This window comes from Streptomyces sp. NPDC006602 (assembly GCF_042870385.1).
GTDB lineage: Bacteria > Actinomycetota > Actinomycetes > Streptomycetales > Streptomycetaceae > Streptomyces.
This window is the reverse complement of sequence record NZ_JBIAHG010000002.1, coordinates 208,829-225,656: the sequence shown is the minus strand read 5'-3', so window position 1 is coordinate 225,656 and position 16,828 is coordinate 208,829. Positions and strand designations below refer to the sequence as shown.

Annotated in this window: 15 protein-coding genes; 7 read left to right on the top strand and 8 right to left on the bottom strand. The window is 72.9% G+C overall.

Translation table 11 applies throughout. The features are described from left to right. The first annotated feature begins 98 nt into the window (after positions 1-98). Both ACFYO2_RS05735 and ACFYO2_RS05730 read left to right on the top strand, forming a co-directional pair. Positions 99-3,149, top strand: a complete 3,051-nt coding sequence (locus ACFYO2_RS05735) for a SpoIIE family protein phosphatase (RefSeq protein ID WP_388344537.1) — start codon at positions 99-101, stop codon at positions 3,147-3,149. A 114-nt stretch (positions 3,150-3,263) separates the two neighbouring features. Continuing rightward, positions 3,264-3,989, top strand: a complete 726-nt coding sequence (locus ACFYO2_RS05730) for a class I SAM-dependent methyltransferase (RefSeq protein ID WP_388344534.1) — start codon at positions 3,264-3,266, stop codon at positions 3,987-3,989. 61 nt (positions 3,990-4,050) lie between these two features. Here the strand turns inward: ACFYO2_RS05730 and ACFYO2_RS05725 are convergent, their stop codons facing one another. The 3 genes from ACFYO2_RS05725 to ACFYO2_RS05715 all read right to left on the bottom strand — a co-directional run bounded on the left by ACFYO2_RS05725 (position 4,051) and on the right by ACFYO2_RS05715 (position 6,707). Beyond that, a complete protein-coding gene (locus ACFYO2_RS05725; protein ID WP_388344532.1) occupies positions 4,051-5,217 on the bottom strand; it encodes a serine hydrolase domain-containing protein in 1,167 nt (388 codons plus the stop codon). Between the two features lie 105 nt (positions 5,218-5,322). Continuing rightward, positions 5,323-5,727: a nuclear transport factor 2 family protein gene (locus tag ACFYO2_RS05720; RefSeq protein ID WP_388344529.1), complete on the bottom strand. Its 405-nt coding sequence runs from the start codon at positions 5,725-5,727 to the stop codon at positions 5,323-5,325. 11 nt (positions 5,728-5,738) lie between these two features. Further along, on the bottom strand, positions 5,739-6,707 hold the full coding sequence (locus ACFYO2_RS05715; RefSeq protein WP_388344526.1) for an acetylxylan esterase: 969 nt from the start codon (positions 6,705-6,707) through the stop codon (positions 5,739-5,741). Positions 6,708-6,812: 105 nt separating this feature from the next. On the opposite strand from ACFYO2_RS05715, the gene ACFYO2_RS05710 reads away from it, so the two are divergent. After that, positions 6,813-8,189 carry an 8-oxoguanine deaminase gene (locus ACFYO2_RS05710; RefSeq protein WP_388344524.1) on the top strand — a complete coding sequence of 459 codons (1,377 nt, stop codon included), beginning with the start codon at positions 6,813-6,815 and terminating at the stop codon, positions 8,187-8,189. 84 nt (positions 8,190-8,273) lie between these two features. Here ACFYO2_RS05710 and ACFYO2_RS05705 read toward each other — a convergent pair whose 3' ends face one another. From ACFYO2_RS05705 to ACFYO2_RS05695, 3 genes are all read right to left on the bottom strand, one after another. Beyond that, entirely contained in the window at positions 8,274-8,858 is a 585-nt protein-coding gene (locus ACFYO2_RS05705; protein ID WP_388344522.1) for a hypothetical protein, read from the bottom strand. A 276-nt stretch (positions 8,859-9,134) separates the two neighbouring features. Then, positions 9,135-9,842 carry a ferredoxin reductase gene (locus ACFYO2_RS05700; RefSeq protein WP_388346045.1) on the bottom strand — a complete coding sequence of 236 codons (708 nt, stop codon included), beginning with the start codon at positions 9,840-9,842 and terminating at the stop codon, positions 9,135-9,137. 103 nt (positions 9,843-9,945) lie between these two features. Next, positions 9,946-10,551 carry a sulfite oxidase-like oxidoreductase gene (locus tag ACFYO2_RS05695; protein WP_388344519.1) on the bottom strand — a complete coding sequence of 202 codons (606 nt, stop codon included), beginning with the start codon at positions 10,549-10,551 and terminating at the stop codon, positions 9,946-9,948. Between the two features lie 217 nt (positions 10,552-10,768). Here ACFYO2_RS05695 and ACFYO2_RS05690 point away from each other — a divergent pair, with 217 nt between their 5' ends. Further along, the gene (locus tag ACFYO2_RS05690; protein ID WP_388344517.1) at positions 10,769-11,695 is read left to right on the top strand and encodes an NADP-dependent oxidoreductase; all 927 of its coding nucleotides are present in this window, start codon (positions 10,769-10,771) and stop codon (positions 11,693-11,695) included. Next, on the top strand, positions 11,692-12,582 hold the full coding sequence (locus ACFYO2_RS05685) for a GNAT family N-acetyltransferase (protein WP_388344515.1): 891 nt from the start codon (positions 11,692-11,694) through the stop codon (positions 12,580-12,582). The genes ACFYO2_RS05690 and ACFYO2_RS05685 overlap by 4 nt, the downstream gene beginning before the upstream one ends. 32 nt (positions 12,583-12,614) lie before the next feature. Here ACFYO2_RS05685 and ACFYO2_RS05680 read toward each other — a convergent pair whose 3' ends face one another. Further along, a complete protein-coding gene (locus tag ACFYO2_RS05680; protein WP_388346044.1) occupies positions 12,615-13,016 on the bottom strand; it encodes a MarR family winged helix-turn-helix transcriptional regulator in 402 nt (133 codons plus the stop codon). A gap of 284 nt (positions 13,017-13,300) precedes the next feature. Here ACFYO2_RS05680 and ACFYO2_RS05675 point away from each other — a divergent pair, with 284 nt between their 5' ends. Next, positions 13,301-14,125 carry a putative protein N(5)-glutamine methyltransferase gene (locus ACFYO2_RS05675; RefSeq protein ID WP_388344512.1) on the top strand — a complete coding sequence of 275 codons (825 nt, stop codon included), beginning with the start codon at positions 13,301-13,303 and terminating at the stop codon, positions 14,123-14,125. Between the two features lie 116 nt (positions 14,126-14,241). Then, positions 14,242-14,460 carry a hypothetical protein gene (locus ACFYO2_RS05670; protein ID WP_388344511.1) on the top strand — a complete coding sequence of 73 codons (219 nt, stop codon included), beginning with the start codon at positions 14,242-14,244 and terminating at the stop codon, positions 14,458-14,460. A 33-nt stretch (positions 14,461-14,493) separates the two neighbouring features. Here ACFYO2_RS05670 and ACFYO2_RS05665 read toward each other — a convergent pair whose 3' ends face one another. Then, positions 14,494-16,584 (bottom strand): SpoIIE family protein phosphatase, encoded by a 2,091-nt coding sequence (locus tag ACFYO2_RS05665; protein ID WP_388344509.1) that lies wholly within the window; start codon positions 16,582-16,584, stop codon positions 14,494-14,496. Positions 16,585-16,828 lie beyond the last annotated feature (244 nt).

Sequence of the window (16,828 nt, the reverse complement as noted above, 5' to 3'; positions counted from 1 at the left end):
GGGGTCACAGACGGGCTAGGGTGAAGTCGCTTGGAGTACGTCGACGGGCGGCGTGTCGAACAGCGGTGCGCGACCCGGCACGTCTCCGGGTGAGGGAAGTGATCCCCTTGTCCGTCGCCTGGGACGACATCGGCGGGCTCGTCGATGCCCACGAACGTTTTCTGGCGGGTGCGCTCGTCGACTCCGCGGTCCGGGACTCGGTGCTCGACTCCTGGAAGCGATGCAGGTCGGCGGGGCTTCAGCCGCACCAGCTGCTGGTCCCCTACGCGCCTGACCTGACGCTGGAGGACCGGTTCCTGCGCGCCGCCCACCCCGTCCTGAAGGACCTGAGCGCGTCACTCACCGAGCCCGGCATCACCATCGCGCTCTGCGACGCCCGGGGCCGTATGGTCGAGCGGCTCGGCGGTGACCGGCAGTTGCGCGACCGCCTCGACGAGGTGCGCTTCGCCCCCGGTTTCGACGCCTCCGAGCGGATCGTCGGCACCAACGGCGTCGGCACCGCGCTTGCCGAGCGCAGCCCCGTCTACGTCATCGGCCGCGAGCACTTCGCCGACTGCCTCCAGCCCTTCGCCTGCGCGGGCGCGCCCGTCCGCGATCCCTTCAGCGGGCGCATCGAGGCCGTCCTCGACCTGACCTGCCTGCGCGACGACGGCGACCCCGCCATGCTGCGGCTGGTCCGCGAGGCCGCCCACAGCATCGAGGCACGGTTGCTGGAGCAGTCCACGCAGCGCGAACGTGCCCTGCTCGCCGCGTACCGGCGAGCGGGCCCCGATGTCGGCGGGTGGCCGCGCCAGCCCCGACTCGCGGCGCCCGACCAGGGAGACGGCAACCGCGGCCTCGGCCGCATCGACCTGGCCGTGCTGCGGGAGAAGGCCGAGGAACTCCTCGCCTCCCCCCAGCGCACCCTTGACGAGGTCGTCCTGTCCGGCGGCCGCGTCGCCACCCTGCTGCGCCGCTCGGTCATGGGCGCTGCGGGCGAGACGGGCGTGGTCGTCGAGGCCCGGGTCCTCGGCGGGTCGCGACTGCGCCAGGCCGGATCGACCGTGGTGGGATCGACCGCGGTGGGACCGGCCGCGGGAGCGACCTCGACGGGGCCGGCCGTGACCGGAGCGACCGGGGGCGAACCGCTTCTCGCCGAGAACGTGACGGACGCGCCGCCGGAAGCGGCGCCGACGGCCGCTCGGGCCCTTGTGGATGCATCGGCCGGCAAGGGCACCGGACCGGCACCCGGGACGGCGCCGACCGGCAAGGGCGCCTCGTCCGCCACACTCCTGCCCACCACGCCCGCCGTGTCCGCCAAGCCGGTCGCCGGACCCACCGTGACCATCCGGTCCGCGCCACCCCTGTCTCCCACAGGTACCGGCGAGCGCCCGCCGACCCGGGACGGATCCGGTGGAGACGACGGCAGCGGCGCCGACGACCGTCTGCTGCTCGTCGGCGAACTGGGGGTCGGCCGGCTCGCACTCCTGGCCCGCAGGCGTCTGGAATTGCTGCACGACGCCGGGGTCCGCATCGGCACCACCCTGGACGTCACCCGCACGGCCGAGGAACTGACGGAGGTGGCCGTCCCCCGGTTCGCCGACGTCGCCGCCGTGGACCTCCCGGACGCGGTGCTGCAGGGCGAGGAGCCGGGCCCGCTCGGAGGAGCGGGGACACCGTTGCGCCGGGTCGCGCTGGGCTCCGTCCACGGGATGCCCCATCTTTACGGCGTCGGCGACCCCGTCCACTACGTCCCGTCCACGCCGCAGGCCCGCAGCCTGGAGAGCAGACAGTCCGTACTCGAGCCCGTGCTCCTCGAGGCCGAGGGCTGGCTCGCCCAGGACCGTGCACGGCTCGAGCGTGTCCTCGCGGCCGGCATCCACTCCCTGATCACCGTGCCGCTGCGGGCGCGCGGCGCGACCCTCGGCGTGGTCAGCTTCTACCGCTCCGACAAGCCCGCCCCCTTCGAGGAGGACGACCTGTCCCTGGCCCAGGAACTGGCCGGCCGCGCGGCGATCTGCATCGACAACGCCCGCCGCTACACCCGCGAACACAACACGGCCCTCGCCCTGCAGCGCAGCCTGCTGCCCCGGGGCCGGCCCGAGCAGAGCGCCGTCGACGTCGCCTACCGCTACCTGCCCGCGCAGGCCGGGGTGGGCGGCGACTGGTTCGACGTCATCCCGCTCTCCGGCGCCCGGGTCGCCCTCGTCGTCGGCGACGTCGTCGGCCACGGACTGCACGCCGCCGCCACCATGGGACGGCTGCGGACCGCCGTACACAACTTCTGTTCCCTGGACCTGCCGCCCGACGACCTCCTCACCCACCTCGACGACCTGGTCGGGCGCCTCGACCGGGGGGAGGGGTGGGCGGTGGACAACAGCCAGGCCGACTGCGGAATCGTCGGAGCCACCTGTCTGTACGCCGTCTACGACCCGGTGTCCCGGCGCTGCACCCTCACCCGCGCCGGGCACCCCTTTCCCGCGGTCGTCGCACCCGACGGCACGGTCGAGTTCGTCGACCTGCCCTCGGCACCGCCGCTCGGACTCGGCGGGATGCCCTTCGAGACCGTCGAACTGGAGCTGGCCGAAGGCAGCCAACTCGTCCTCTACACCGACGGCTTGATCGAGGACCGGCACCGGGACATCGACGCCGGCCTCGACCAGTTGCGGACCGTCCTCGCCCACGCCGGCCGGGCCCCCGAGGACACCTGTGAGGCGGTCCTCGACGCCCTGCTGCCGGAGCGGCCCAGCGACGACGTGGCGCTCCTCGTCGCCCGTACGCACGCCCTGGGACCAGAGCGGGTCGCCCAGTGGGACCTGCCCAGCGATCCGGCGGTCGTCTCCCGCTGCCGCGCGCTGGTCACCGAGCAGCTGGCCTCCTGGGGCCTGGACGAGCTGGCCTTCACCACCGAACTCGTCGCCAGCGAACTGGTCACCAACGCCATCCGCCACGCCGCCGGCCCGGTCCAGCTCCGCCTGCTCCGCGACCGTGCGCTGATCTGCGAGGTCTCCGACGGCAGCAGCACCTCGCCCCGGCTGCGCCGCGCCCGCACCGAGGACGAGGGCGGCCGCGGCCTCTTCCTCGTCGCCCAGCTGACCGAACGCTGGGGGACCCGCTACACCCCGAACGCCAAGATCATCTGGACCGAGCAGCCCCTGCCGCACACCTGATCTCGGCGTCGACCTAGGACGACTCGTGGGACGGCAGACCGACAGACCGGGCGAAGGCGTGGCCACCCATCCGGGCCGCGCCTCCGTCGCCTGGTTGGAACTAAGCTGACCCGGATGTTCAGCCCCGAAGGCCCCAGTCTCCGCGAACTCGCCGTCCAGGCGCTGTCGTCCGTCGAACGCGGCTACGACCTGCTCGCCCCGAAGTTCGACCACACGCCGTTCCGCACGCCCGACTCGGTGCTGGACGCGGTCGCCTCGGCGCTCCGGCGCACGGGTCCGTTCGACGCCGGGCTCGATCTGTGCTGCGGGACCGGCGCCGGCGTACCCGTGCTGGCGCAGGTGTGCCGGGAGAGCGTCACGGGGGTCGACTTCAGCGCGGGCATGCTCGACGTGGCACGCCAGCGCACCAGGCCCGCCGGCCCGCACGTCTCCTGGGTGCGCGCGGACGCCCGCGCACTGCCGTTCGGCCCCGCCTTCGATCTCGTCGTGAGCTTCGGGGCGTTCGGGCACTTCCTGCCGCGCGAACTGCCGGGCCTGTTCGCCCAGGTTCACGGCGTACTGCGCCCCGGCGGGCGCTTCGCCTTCCCCGTCCTCGCCCCACCGCGCCCCGCATCCCGTGCCTACTGGATGCTGCTGGGCTTCGACGCGGTGATGCGGGTGCGCAACGCCGTGTGGCGGCCGCCGTTCGTCATGTACTACCGGGCCTTCCGGTTGTCGGACGTACGGCGGGAGTTGGAGCGGACCGGATTCGAGGTGGACCTGCACGCCCTGCCCGAGTTCGGGCACCGGCGGGACGGCAGCCCGCGGGTCCGGATGGTCGTGGCCCGTCGGCTGCCGTAGCCGAGCCGGGCGTCAAGCGCGGACGAAGGCGAGCAGGTCGGCGTCGAAGGCCCGCTCGTACTCAGAGCACTCGGTACAGGGCGTTGACCAGCGCCATCTTCCGCGGGTCGTCGGCGATGTGCGGCCCCATCCGGTTCATCACGTACCCCAGTGACACGCCCGCCTCCGGGTCGGCGAGTCCGCACGAGCCGCCGAACCCGTCGTGTCCGAAAGCCCGCGGGTTGGGCCCGTACGACCCGTTCGGCCCGCTGAGCCACAGGCCCAGCGCGACCTCGGTCTCGTTCACGAAACCGGCGCCCAGCACCAGGTCGCGGCAGCTGCCCTGCCCCTCGCGCACGCGCTCGGCGGCCTCGGGGGACAGGACGCGGTGACCGTCGTACGATCCCCGGCCCGCGAAGATGCCGTAGAGGGCGGCGACGGCCCGCGCGGTGCCGTGGCCGTTCGCGGCGGGGATCTCGGCGGCCCGCCATTCGGGCAGGTTGGCCTCGGTCGCGCCGACCAGGGGGTTGGCCAGCGCGGCTAGCGCGGTGGGTGTCAACTGGCTGAAGATCGCGGCCTGTTCACTGCTCGACGCGGCCGGCGGATGCACCAGCTCGGCGGCCCGCCCGGCCTCCTTCTCCGGCAGCCCGACGGTGAAGTCGATCCCGAGCGGCCCGGTCACCTCCCGCTCCAGGAACGCCCCCGGCAGCAGCCCCGAGACGCGCCGGACGACCTCCCCGACCAGGAAGCCGTACGTCAGCGCGTGATACCCGGACCGGGTTCCCGGCTCCCACCAGGGCTCCGTGGCGGCGAGCCGCTCCACGGTCAACTCCCAGTCGCAGAGCTGTGCGAGCGTGTGCGGCTCGCGCAGGCCGGCCAGCGCGGACCGGTGCGAGAGCAGATGCCGTACGAGGACCTTCTCCTTGCCGGCCGCGGCGAACTCCGGCCAGTACACGGCCACCGGCGCGTCGAGGTCGAGCAGCCCGCGGTCGGCGAGGATGTGCGCGCACAGGGCGACCGGGCCCTTGGTCGTGGACCAGACGTTGACCAGCGTGTCGCGCTCCCACGGGCGGGTGCCCGCCGCGTCGGACCAGCCGCCCCACAGGTCCACCACACTCTCGCCGTCGACCACGACGGTCACCGCGGCGCCCAGCTCCCCGCGGTCGCGGAAGTTCTCCTCGAACGCCGTCCGCACCGCGCCGAAGCGCTCGTCGCATTGACCGTGGACCGCCGACTCGTACTGGGACATGGACCCTCCGTCGTCCGCCGGAAGCCCGGGCCGCGACACTGCGACCCGGGCCACATGAACGTACCGACTGGTCGGACTGGACGGAAGACGTCGTACGCGAGGGCCTCAGACGAAGAACAGCGGTTCTTCCGGTTCCCGGTGGCCCGGAATGGTGTGCCAGTAGTCGCGGGTCTCGACGGCCAGCCCGGCGGCGTCGAACCGCACGAAGACACAGCCCGCCGGCGTCGACGCCTCGCCGCCCTCCTCCGCGAACACCAGGAACTCGGCCACCGCGACCCCGCCCGGGCCGAAGACGGGTGACGAGAACCGGACGTCCGTCACCCGCTCTGCGGCGAACGACCAGCGCAGGTATGCCGCCAGTTCGGCCCGGCCGCGGTGCGGCGCGCGGAACGGCATGGAGCGGTGCACACAGTCCTCGGCGTACAGCTCCAGCAGCGCCTCCACCTCGTGCCCGGCCCAGGCCCGCTCCCACACCCGCACGAACCGCTCCGCGGCCTCACCCGTCTCCACCGCGGGATCCCTCAGGCGTATGCCCGCAGCCAGCGCACCTTGGCCGCCTCCTGGTACGGCCCGCCGCCCTCGTGGTCGTTGAAGTCGTACACCTCGATCGCCTTCTCGTCGTGCGCCCAGCCGTTGAAGGCCGCGAACACGGTGGAGGGCGGGCAGGTCTGGTCCTCCAGGGCCACCGAGAACAGGGCGGGGGCCCGGCCGCGGGACGCGAAGTGCACGCCGTCGAAGTAGGAGAGGGTGCGCAGGGCGTCCTCGGTACGGCCGCGGTGCGTCTTGAGGTAGAGGCCGATCTCCCGGTACGGGTGACGGTCGGTCAGCGTGGCCGCGCGCGGGTAGTCGCACAGGAACGGCACGTCCGGCGCGACGGCCGCCAGGTCCGGGACCAGACCGCCCACCGCGATGGTGATGCCGCCGCCCTGGCTGGCACCGATCACCACCGTGCGTGCGGGATCGGCCAGAGGATGCGAGCGGGCCGCCTCCACGGCACGCACCGCGTCCGTGAACACCCGGCGGTAGTAGTAGTTCTCGGGCGCGTCCATGCCCCGCGTCATGAAACCCGGGTACGAGGGCGCGCCGCCCACCGGGTCGGCGGTGCCGCCGCCACCGCCCCAGGCGCTGCCCTGGCCGCGGGTGTCCATCACGAAGTGCGCCCGGCCCGTGGACGCCCACAGCAGATGCTCGTGCGGCAGACCGCGTCCGCCGCCGTAGCCCACGAACTCCACGACCACCGGGATCGGCGCGGAGACCTCGGCGGGGAGTGTGAACCAGCCCTTCACCGGGTGCCCACCGAACCCGGCGAACGTCACGTCGTACACCTTCACCGTGGTCAGACCCGTGTCGACCAGTTCGAACCGGGCGTCCAGGTCGTGCTCGCGGGCTTCCTCGAGCGTCTTGGACCAGAAGGCGTCGAAGTCCTCGGGCTCGGCGGACTTGCTGCGGTACTCGCGGAGCTCGTCGATCGGAAGGTCGAACAGGGCCATGTAGGACCGCCTTTGTGAAAAAAGTGAGTGCGGATGATCACACCGTACGTGGATGGTCGGACGACTCGCCAGGTCTTTGCCCCTCCACGCGCCTACGATGACGACATGACGTCTGCCGCCGAAGCGCCGGTCGAGGAAGTGGACCTGCTGGTCAGGGATGCCGGACTGCTTGTCGTGGACGGGGAGCGGGAGATCCCCGGCGGCTGGCTCACCGTCACGGGTGGTCGGGTCACCGGCGTCGGATCCCCCGGGACCGAACCCGACGCCCGGACCACCGTCTCCGCGGCCGGCCGGCTCGTCACCCCGGGCCTGATCAACACGCACCACCACATCTACCAGAACCTCACCCGCTCCTACTCGCCCGCCGTGAACGGTTCCCTCTTCGACTGGCTCACCACCCTGTACCCACTGTGGGCGGCCCTCGACGAGGAGGCCGCCTACGTCTCGGCGTACGTCGGCATGGCCGAGCTGCTGATGGGCGGCTGCACCACGTCCTCGGACCACCTCTACGTCCACCCCCGCCCCCGCCTGGTCGACGCCGAGATCCGCGCCGCCCGCGACATCGGCTTCCGCTTCCACGCCACCCGCGGCTCGATGACCCGCTCCGTCGAGGACGGGGGACTGCCGCCGAGGAGCGTCACGCAGACCGACGAGGAGGTCCTCGCCGACAGCGAGCGGCTCATCCAGGCCCACCACGACCCCGAACCCGGCGCCCTGGTCCGAGTCGCGCTCGCGCCCTGCTCGCCGTTCTCGGTGACCAGGGAGCTGATGACGGCGACCGCCGAACTCGCCGAGCGCCACGACGTACGGCTGCACACGCACCTCGCCGAGGACCACGACGAGGACACGTACTGCCTGGAGACGTACGGCTGCCGCCCCGTCGAGTACTTCGAGCAGACCGGGTGGATGAGCGACCGCACCTGGGTCGCCCACTGCATCTACCCGAACGACGACGAGTTGCGCCGCCTCGCCGCCGCGGGTGTCGGCGTGGCGCACTGCCCGAGCTCCAACATGCTCATCGGCGGCGGCACGGCCCGGGTCAAGGAGATGCGTGAACTGGGCCTGCCCGTCGGTATCGGCTGCGACGGCTCCGCCTCCACCGACCACGCCTCGCTCTGGATGGAGACCCGCGGGGCGCTCCTTCTCGGCCGCTACCGCGGCGGACCCGGCGCGATGACCGCACGCGACGCCCTCGACATCGCCACCCGGGGCTCGGCCCGCTGTCTGGGCCGCGCGGACGAACTGGGCCACCTGCGGCCCGGCGCATGCGCCGACCTGGTGGTCTGGGACCTGCACCAGGTCGCCCTGGCCGGCGCCTTGAGCGACCCGGTTGAGGCATGGCTGCGCTGCGGGCCCGCCCGGGCGTGGACGACGGTGGTCGCCGGGAAGGTGCTGGTCGACCGGGGCGAACCGGTCCTGCCGGGACTGGCGGACGCGCTGCGGACACATGGCGGGATCGCACGGAGGATGCAGCAGGGCTAGCTGCCGAGGAGCGGGCGTCCGGACACGGAGCGCGCCCACCGTGGGTCGGTCGTACCCGGCGGCGCGTTCGGCGTGGGCCGCCGGTTACGCCCGGCGGCGCGTCCACTGCGGCTCGGTGAGGGCCCACTCGCGTTCCCACTCGGCCATCCGGTGGCGGTTGGCCGCACTCCGTACGACGGAGTGGCCGAGGAGCAGCACCGCGACCGCACCGCCCGCCGCGCACGCGCCGATGGTGAGCGTGTGCTGCCACACCGCGGTCTCGTCCGGCGGCGGTGGCACACTGCGGCCCCGGCCGTCGAACCACACGTCCACCAACTCCCCCCGGCGTGTACCGCCCGGGACCCGTGCCGAGGCCGTCCGCGAACCGACGCCCGGCTCGGTCCAGCGCACGGTCGCCCGGTACGCGTGATCCCGACCGCCCTGCACCGCGGGCAGCGAACCGGCGGTCCTGCCGACGACCATGGCACGGACACGATGACGATCGGCACGCTGCTCCGCCTGGACCGCGCGCGCCTCCGAGTGTGCCCACGAGGCCGCGAACGCCCCGACGAGGGGAGCGCCCGCCCACAGCAGCACCCCGACGACCAGGACCGTCCACGCCTCGACGACATCCGACCGGCGCCGTAGCGGACTGCGCCGCCAGCGCCAGCCGCGCACCCGGGTTCGCATGTCGACCTCCGCACCGCGCACAACTGCGAGTGCCCTCAAGGATTCAGTACCCGTTCTACCGGCATCGTTCACCAACGGCCCCGCGCGGGGCCGCCGCACAAGTGCCCGGCAGGGTGGTGCCGAAACGCGGGGGGCGATGCGAGACCACGGGGAACCGGCCACACGGGGCGCGACGGATTCCGCCCGCGCGACACGAACGGTCCCGGCCATGTGGCGTCGACGGTCCCGGCGGCGTGACGTCATCGTCCCGGACGCCTCGTGTGAACGGCCGCGTCGTCAGCCGAAGCGTTCGATCCGGATACGGTCCACCGGCTGACCGGCCTCGACCAGCAGGCGCGAGGCGTGTTCGGCGAAGGCATTGGAGCCGCACACATAGGCCTCCCACCCGCCAGGAGGCTGCTCGGCCAGGAGCGGGGCCACATGTGCGGCCCCCATACGTCCCACCGGCACACCCACGGGCGCGCTCCGCGTGAACACGGGCGTCGTCTCCTCGCCCAACTCCGGCGCGTAGATCAGCTCTTCGGGACTGCGCGCGGACACCAGCAGTCGCAACGGCACGGACAGGTCCCGCGCCCGGTGGTGTCGCACCATCGACATCAGCGGTACGACCCCGGAGCCGGCGCCGATGAGCAGCGCCGGCCGGTCGCCGGGCCAGGCGAAGAAGCCGCTCAGCGGGCCGCGTACCTGAACCGCGTCCCCGGGCGCCGCCACCGTGTGGAACCACCCCGAGACCTCACCGCCCTCGACGTGGTCCAGGGTCAGCTCGATGTGCCCGGAGTCGTCGGGCGCGGATGCGATCGAGTAGTGGCGCTGGGCCGCGTAGCCGTCCTCGGCGGTCAGCCGCAGCATCAGGTGCTGGCCGGGCAGATGCCCGGCCCAGGCGGGAACCGCGAACCGGTAGGTGGAGGCGCGCGAAGTCTCGCGGCGGATCTCGGTGAGCGTGGCGGTCTGCCACGTCGCGGCGGTCCGGTTGCTCACGGCGATCCGCCCGGGCACGGCGAACCGTGTAGCAGGAGTGAAGCCGCAGGCAGTGAATCCGGAGGAAGTGAAGCCAGGGGAAGAAGTGAAGCCAGGGGAGGCGGACGTCTCAGTCACCGGAGTACCGCTGCTCCTCCCAGGGATTGCCCCGCTCGTGGTAGCCGTTCTGCTCCCAGAAACCGGGCTCGTCGTGGTCGAGGATCCGCAGGCCCGCGATCCACTTGGCGCTCTTCCAGAAGTACAGGTGCGGCACCAGCAGTCGCGCCGGCCCGCCGTGCTCGGCGGCGAGCGGTTTTCCGTCGTACTCCCAGGCGATCCAGGCGCGCCGGCCGGTCAGGTCTTCGAGCGGGAGGTTCGTGGTGTAGCCGGTGTGCGAGTAGGCGACGGCATGGGTGGCGGACCCATGTGGCCGCACCACATCCAGGAACGCGTCCAGCGATACGCCCCCGAATCGCACCCCGAACTTCGACCAGCTCGTCACACAGTGGATGTCGCCCTCGTAGGCGGACGAGGGCAGTTCGTGTGCCTGCGCCCAGTCCCAGGTACGGGGCGCCTCGACCAGCCCGTCGACACGGAACGTCCAGTCGGCGGGTGCGAGCTCGGGCGTGACCTCCGCGGACAGGACGGGCCAGTCGTCGCCCGCGTCGTACTGGCCGGGCGGCAGCCCCGGATTGTGGACACGGGCGCGTCCGGTGAAGCCTCGAGTGACGTTCATATGGGTCCAGCGTGACAGCGACGGCAATTGCTAACGCGTTCAACCGTACGCGCACGTCACCCATGCCCAGCCTCCGGGGCGGTCCACGATCATTAAGGCCGCATGAACTCTCCACCGCCCCGGGAATAGCGCACCGCCGATCCTCCTTGCCGACTGATGTCGCAACCGGTGGCTCATACAACCGCCCGACCGGCGACAGCGAAGGAGAGTGGGAGCAGTGCCCAAGGCGTACGTCTTCACGCGGTACGGCGGCCCGGACACCGAGGCCCTCGTCGAGGTGGACCGGCCGGTGCCCGGCCCGGGTCAGGTCCTGGTCGCGGTGCGAACAGCCGGGGTCAACCCGGTGGACTGGAAGCTGCGCACCGGGTACCGCCGGCCGGGCGAGAGCGGCGACCGGGCGTTCCCCGCCGTCCTCGGCAGCGAGGTGTCCGGGGTCGTCGAAGAGGTCGGCGAGGGCGTCGAGGGGTTCGCCGTGGGGGACGAGGTCTTCGGCAACACGGTGGCCGGCGGCTACGCCGAGTACGCCTTGCTGCCCGCCTCGGTGACCGCGCACAAGCCGGCCGAGCTGTCCTTCGCCGATGCCGCGACCCTGCCCGTCGCCGCCGCGACCGCGTACGACGGGATCCGCCAGCTCGGCCTGCCCTCCGGCGCGACCGTGCTGGTCACCGGCGCGGGCGGCGGCGTCGGTGCGGCGGCCGTGCAGATCGCCCGGGCCGTCGGCCTGGGCGTCATCGGCGTCGCGAGCGAGGGCAAGAAGGACTTCGTCGAGTCGCTCGGCGCCGTGCACGTCCCCTCGGGGCCGGGCTGGGCCGAGCGGGCGCGGGCCGCCGCCCCGGACGGGATCGACGGGGTCTACGACCTCGTGGGCGGCGACGTACTGACCGAGGCGGCACAGCTGCTCACCGACGGGACGAAGCTCATCACCGCCGGCGCCCCGCCCGAGGACGTGGAGCGGCTGGGCGGCGCGCGGGTGGCCCGGGCCCGCAACGCGGCCGTCCTGGAGGCGGTGGCGCACCTCGTGGTGAACGGCGATCTGAACCCGCACATCACGGGAACCTTCCCGCTCGACCGGGCCGGCGAGGCCCTGCGCACCGTCGAGGACGGCCACGCCCGCGGCAAGGTCGTGATCGAGGTCGCCCGATGAGCCCCGAAGCACGACAGACCACCACCGGACAACGGGCCGTCAACCGGCCGCAGACCGGCCATGGGCCGCATACCACCGGTCAACCGCAGATCGGCCGTGGACGGCAGGCCCCCGGTCAACCGCAGACCCCCGGTCAATCACAGAGCGTCGGTCAGCCGCGGCCCGCCACCGACGCACCCCACGTCCTCGACAACCCAGCCCGCGCCGCCCTCACCGGACCGCATGCCCACTTCGCCGAGCGGCACGGTCGGATCCTTCGCTACCCCGTGGACGTCACGCCGTGGCTGGCCCTGCCCGACGAGCCCGACGCCGACGACTGGGCCGACCTCGCGGCCTTCGCGGGCCCCGGCGCCGAGGTGCCGCTGCTCGGGTTCCGGGGGCGGGTCCCCGACGACTGGGAGGTCACGTTCCGAATAGAGGGCGTCCAGTTCGAGGACGACGGCCTGGTCACCGCGCCGGAACCCGAGGCGGTCCGACTCGGCGCCGACGACATGCCCGAGATGCTCCACCTGGTCGCCCGGACCCGGCCCGGCCCTTTCCTGCCCCGCACCATCGAACTCGGCACCTACCTCGGCATCCGGCGTGACGGTGCTCTCGTGGCCATGGCGGGGGAGCGGCTGCGCCCGCCGGGCTGGACCGAGATCAGCGCCGTCTGCACCGACCCCGCCTTCCGCGGTGAGGGCCTGGCCACCCGGCTGATCCTCGCCGTCGCCCACGGCATCCGGGAACGCGGCGAGACCCCGTTCCTGCACACCGGCGCCGGCAACACCAACGCCATCCGGCTCTACGAGTCCCTGGGCTTCCGCCTGCGCCGCACCACCGCCTTCATGACGGCACGGGCACCGCAACGGCTCCCGGAGGGACGTACGGCCGTACCGGCGTCGTAGTCGTGGAGGCGGTCGCAGGGGTGGGGGAGCGGTCAGTCCTCCCCCGAGTAGGCCGCCGACCAGGCGTTGTACCGCACGAGATACCGGGCGAACCGCTCCAGATCCTCCGCCGGCCAGTCCGCGAGCCGGTCCCGGAAGGCCGCCCGGCGGCTCTCGCTGACCTGGGCGAGGATGCGCCTGCCGGCGTCGGTCAGGTACAGGACCTGGACGCGGTGGTCCTCGGAGTCCTGGCGCCGATCGACGAGCCCGGCGCGCGCCAGCGCGGCCACCTGGCGGCTGACCGTGGACTTGTCGAGGGCGTAGTGCGCGGCCAGGTCGGTGGCGCGGCAGCCGCCGCTCTCCTCCAGATGTCCGAGCAGGGTGTACGACACCAGTGACAACTCGGGGTGCATACGCCCGGCCGAGGCCCGGGCCCGACGTGCGAACGACGTCATCTCGCGGTGGATGGTCTCCACGGCTGCGTCGCCGCCGGTCGGTGCGGATGCGTTCACGGGGCCTCCCTCACGCCACTGGTTGCATAATACAACTCGGGACGGAATGGGCCCTCATCGGCTGATCGTTGGGGTAGTGTGGCCGCGCTGTGTCCGTCGTGACGACCGAGGAGGTGAGACCCATTACCGCTGTGTCAGGTCGGGTGCTCTCTCCTGGAACCGGCGCGGATCACCGCCAGTAGGCGGCCGCGAGAGCGCCCTTCGGCTCCCGAAAGGCCCTCGGCTTCATGCCTCCACTTTCTCCGTCCACACCCCCTCCTCCCTCCTCACCGCAGTCCTCGTCCTCCTCCCGTGACTCCGTCGTGGCCGCGCTGCGCGCCGCCGGCTGTGTCTTCGCGGAGGACGAGGCGCGGTTGATGCTGGCCGCGGCCGGCACTCCGGACGAGCTGGCCGCCATGGTCGACGGCCGCGTCCAGGGCCGGCCCCTCGAACTCGTCCTGGGCTGGGCCGAGTTCGGAGGGCTGCGCATCGCCGTGGACCCCGGCGTCTTCGTACCCCGCCGCCGAACCGAGTTCCTCGTCGACCAGGCCCTGGCCCACGTCCCCGACGCGTCCGTCGTGGTGGACCTGTGCTGCGGCTCGGGTGCCGTCGGCGCCGCCCTCGCCACCGGGCTCGGCCTGGTCGAACTGCACGCCGCCGACATCGAACCGGCCGCGGTGCGCTGCGCCCGCCGCAACGTCGCCGCCGTCGGCGGTCACGTCCACACGGGCGACCTGTTCGACGCCCTCCCCGCCGAACTGCGCGGTCGCATCGACATTCTGGCGGCCAACGTGCCGTACGTCCCCACCGGCGAGGTCCCCCTCCTGCCCGCCGAGGCACGCGACCATGAGCCGCTGGTCGCCCTCGACGGCGGGGCGGACGGCCTGGACGTCCTGCGCCGGGTCGCGGCCGAGGCACCCCGATGGCTGGCCCCCGGCGGCTGCCTCCTGGTCGAGACGAGCGAACGCCAGGCGCCGACGGCCGTCGAGGCCTTCACCCGCAGCGGCCTGACCGCACGCCTCGCCGTGTCGGAGGAGCTCTACGCCAACGTGGTGGTCGGGACCCGGCCGTAGAGGCCGTGGCGCGACCGTGAGGTTGTGGCGCCCCGCCGCGACGGTTGCCGATCGGGGTTCTCGGCCGCGCCGAACACACCGGCCGGCATGAGGCTGTTCGAAGGCGGACGGGCGGGGTGGCCCGCACCCTGTCCGCGTGGTCGGTCACCGGCAAGCTCACCACCGCGGCCCTGACCGCCCTGTGGGGCCTGCTGACCGCCCTCGTCGGAACCCGCACCGCGATCGCGGCCGCCGGTCTCCTCCTGCCGGCGACCCCACTGCTGCTCCCGCGCCACGACCGGGCAGTGCGGCAGCGGCACGAGGCGGCACCGGAACCGGACCCCAGCCGCACCTGACACCGCCCAGGACGGTCGAACCGCCCAGGACGGTCAACCGGACGTCTGCACCCGCGCGATGAGCAGCGCCACGTCGTCGGAGTTGTCCGGCTGGTGCAGGGTGCGCAGCAGCAGGTCGCACACCTCTTCCAACGGGCGGTCGGGGCCGTCGAGCAGCGCCAGCAGGGCGTCGAGCCGTTCGTCGAGCGGGTGTTGCCGGGTTTCGACGAGGCCGTCGGTGTAGAGCACCAGCCGGTCGCCGGGTTCCAGGTCGACGGTGGTGGTGGAGAAGGCGACACCGCCCACGCCCAGCGGCGCACCGGTGGGCAGATCGAGCAGCTCCGGCGCACATCCCGTACGCAGCCGGGCGGGCGGCAGGTGCCCGGCGTTGGCGATCCGGCACTGCCGCAGTTTCGGGTCGTGGACGACGTACACACAGGTCGCGATCGAGTGGTCCAGGCCCTCGGTGATCCGGTCGAGGTGCTCCAGGAGCCGGGCCGGATCGAGGTCGAGGGAGGCCAGGGTGTTCGTCGCGGTGCGCAGCCGGCCCATGGTCGCCGCGGCGTTGAGGCCGCTGCCCATCACGTCGCCCACCACGAGCGCGGTCTTGCCGCCCTCCAGCGGGATCACGTCGAACCAGTCGCCGCCGACCTCGGTGGTGGCTCCCGCGGGCTGGTAGCGCGAGGCGACCTCCAGGCCGCCCGTCACGGGCGGATGGCTGGGCAGCAGGCTGCGCTGGAGGGTGAGGGCGGTGTCGCGGGCGTTCTGGTACCAGCGCGCGTTGTCGATCTGCAAGGCAGCGCGGGATGCCAGCTCACGGGCGAGCAGCAGGTCGTCCTCGGTGAACGGCAGTGGGTTGCGGGTGCGCTTGAGATCGAGGGCGCCGAGCACCTCGCCGCGCGCGATCAGCGGCACCGCCAGATAGGAGTGCACGCCCGCCCGGGCCAGCAGTTCGGCCGCCTCGGGGGAGCGCGCGATGCGGGCCAGGTCTCCGGCCCCGACCTGGGCCACGAAGACCGGCTGTCCGGTCCTGACGCACTCGGTGACCAGGCGGTCGGGTGCGTACCGGACCACCTCTCCGGGCGGGTCGGCCGCACGGAGGGCGTCCGGGGCGCGGTCCGCCTCCACGGCCAGTGCCCGGATGACGGCCGGTTCGGCAGGCCCGAGCGTGCTGGGCCTGCCCTGCACCACCGCCTCCAGCAGATCCACGGCCGCTATGTCGGCGAGGTCGGGCACCGCGACCTCGGCCAGCTCACGAGCGGTGCGGTCCAGGTCCAGGGTGGTGCCGATCCGGGTGGAGGCGTCGGCGACGAGCGCCAGGCGCCGGCGCGCGGTCTCGGCCTCGGCGGCCGACCGGTGCTGCTCGGTGATGTCCGCCACCGAGCAGGCCACGCCCAGCACGGTCCCGAGGGCGTCCTCCAGCCGGTAGAGCGAGATCGACCAGGCGTGCTCCGCGCCCGGATCGGCAGGTGTCCGGCCCACCGTCTGCTGGGAGACCAGCGGCTGTCCGGTGTCCAGTACCCGACGCGCCGCGGCTTCGATGGCGGCGGCGTCGACGTCCGGCAGGACCTCGCCGACGGCACGTCCGAGGTGCTCCTCGGCCGGGATGCCGTTGAGCCGCTCCAGGGCCGGGTTGACGGAGACGTACCGCAGGTCGGTGTCGAGGACGGCCAGCCCGGTCGGGGACTGCTCGACCATCCGCGTGGACAGCGCCACGTCCCGCTCCAGCCGGCGTACGGTCGACTGGTCGGCGGCGAGTCCCAGAGCGTAGACGTCGCCCCGGTCGTCCAGCAGCCGCATGTTGCGGAACTCCACCAGCTTCGTACTGCCGTCCTTGTGCCGGACGGGGAACGCGCCGGCCCAGCCCTGACCGGTCTCCATGACGTCGGCGAACAGCTTGACCACCAGGTCGACATGCTGCTCGTGGATCATCAGATGGGCCGCGTAGTGCCCGAGCGCCTCCTGGGCCGGGTAGCCGAACAGTTCCTCGGCCTGTGGGCTCCACAGCACGATGCGTCCTTCGGTGTCCAGGACGATCGAGGCCACACCGAGCACGTCGAGGAGCCCGCTCGGCTGCACCGGCCCGCGCACCGGCCCATCGGCGGGTCCGCCGCGCCGTACCTGCTGCTCGCCGCCTTCGGTCACCGGAGTCTCCCGGCTGCTCTCATTGCACGCACCGCCTTCGGCCGTCCTCGCGGCACGTCGTTCCCCCGTGCCGACTCCCCTGTTCTACCGCGTCCAGTCGTCTCTGGGACGTCACCGGCGGCTTCTTCCACCATCCCTCAACACGGCGGCGGCCGTCCGGCGAAGCCGGATCACGGCACTGTGACCGAGCCGACGCTCAGCGTTATGGCATGGGTCTGCACATGACCACCCGGTCGGGCCGGAC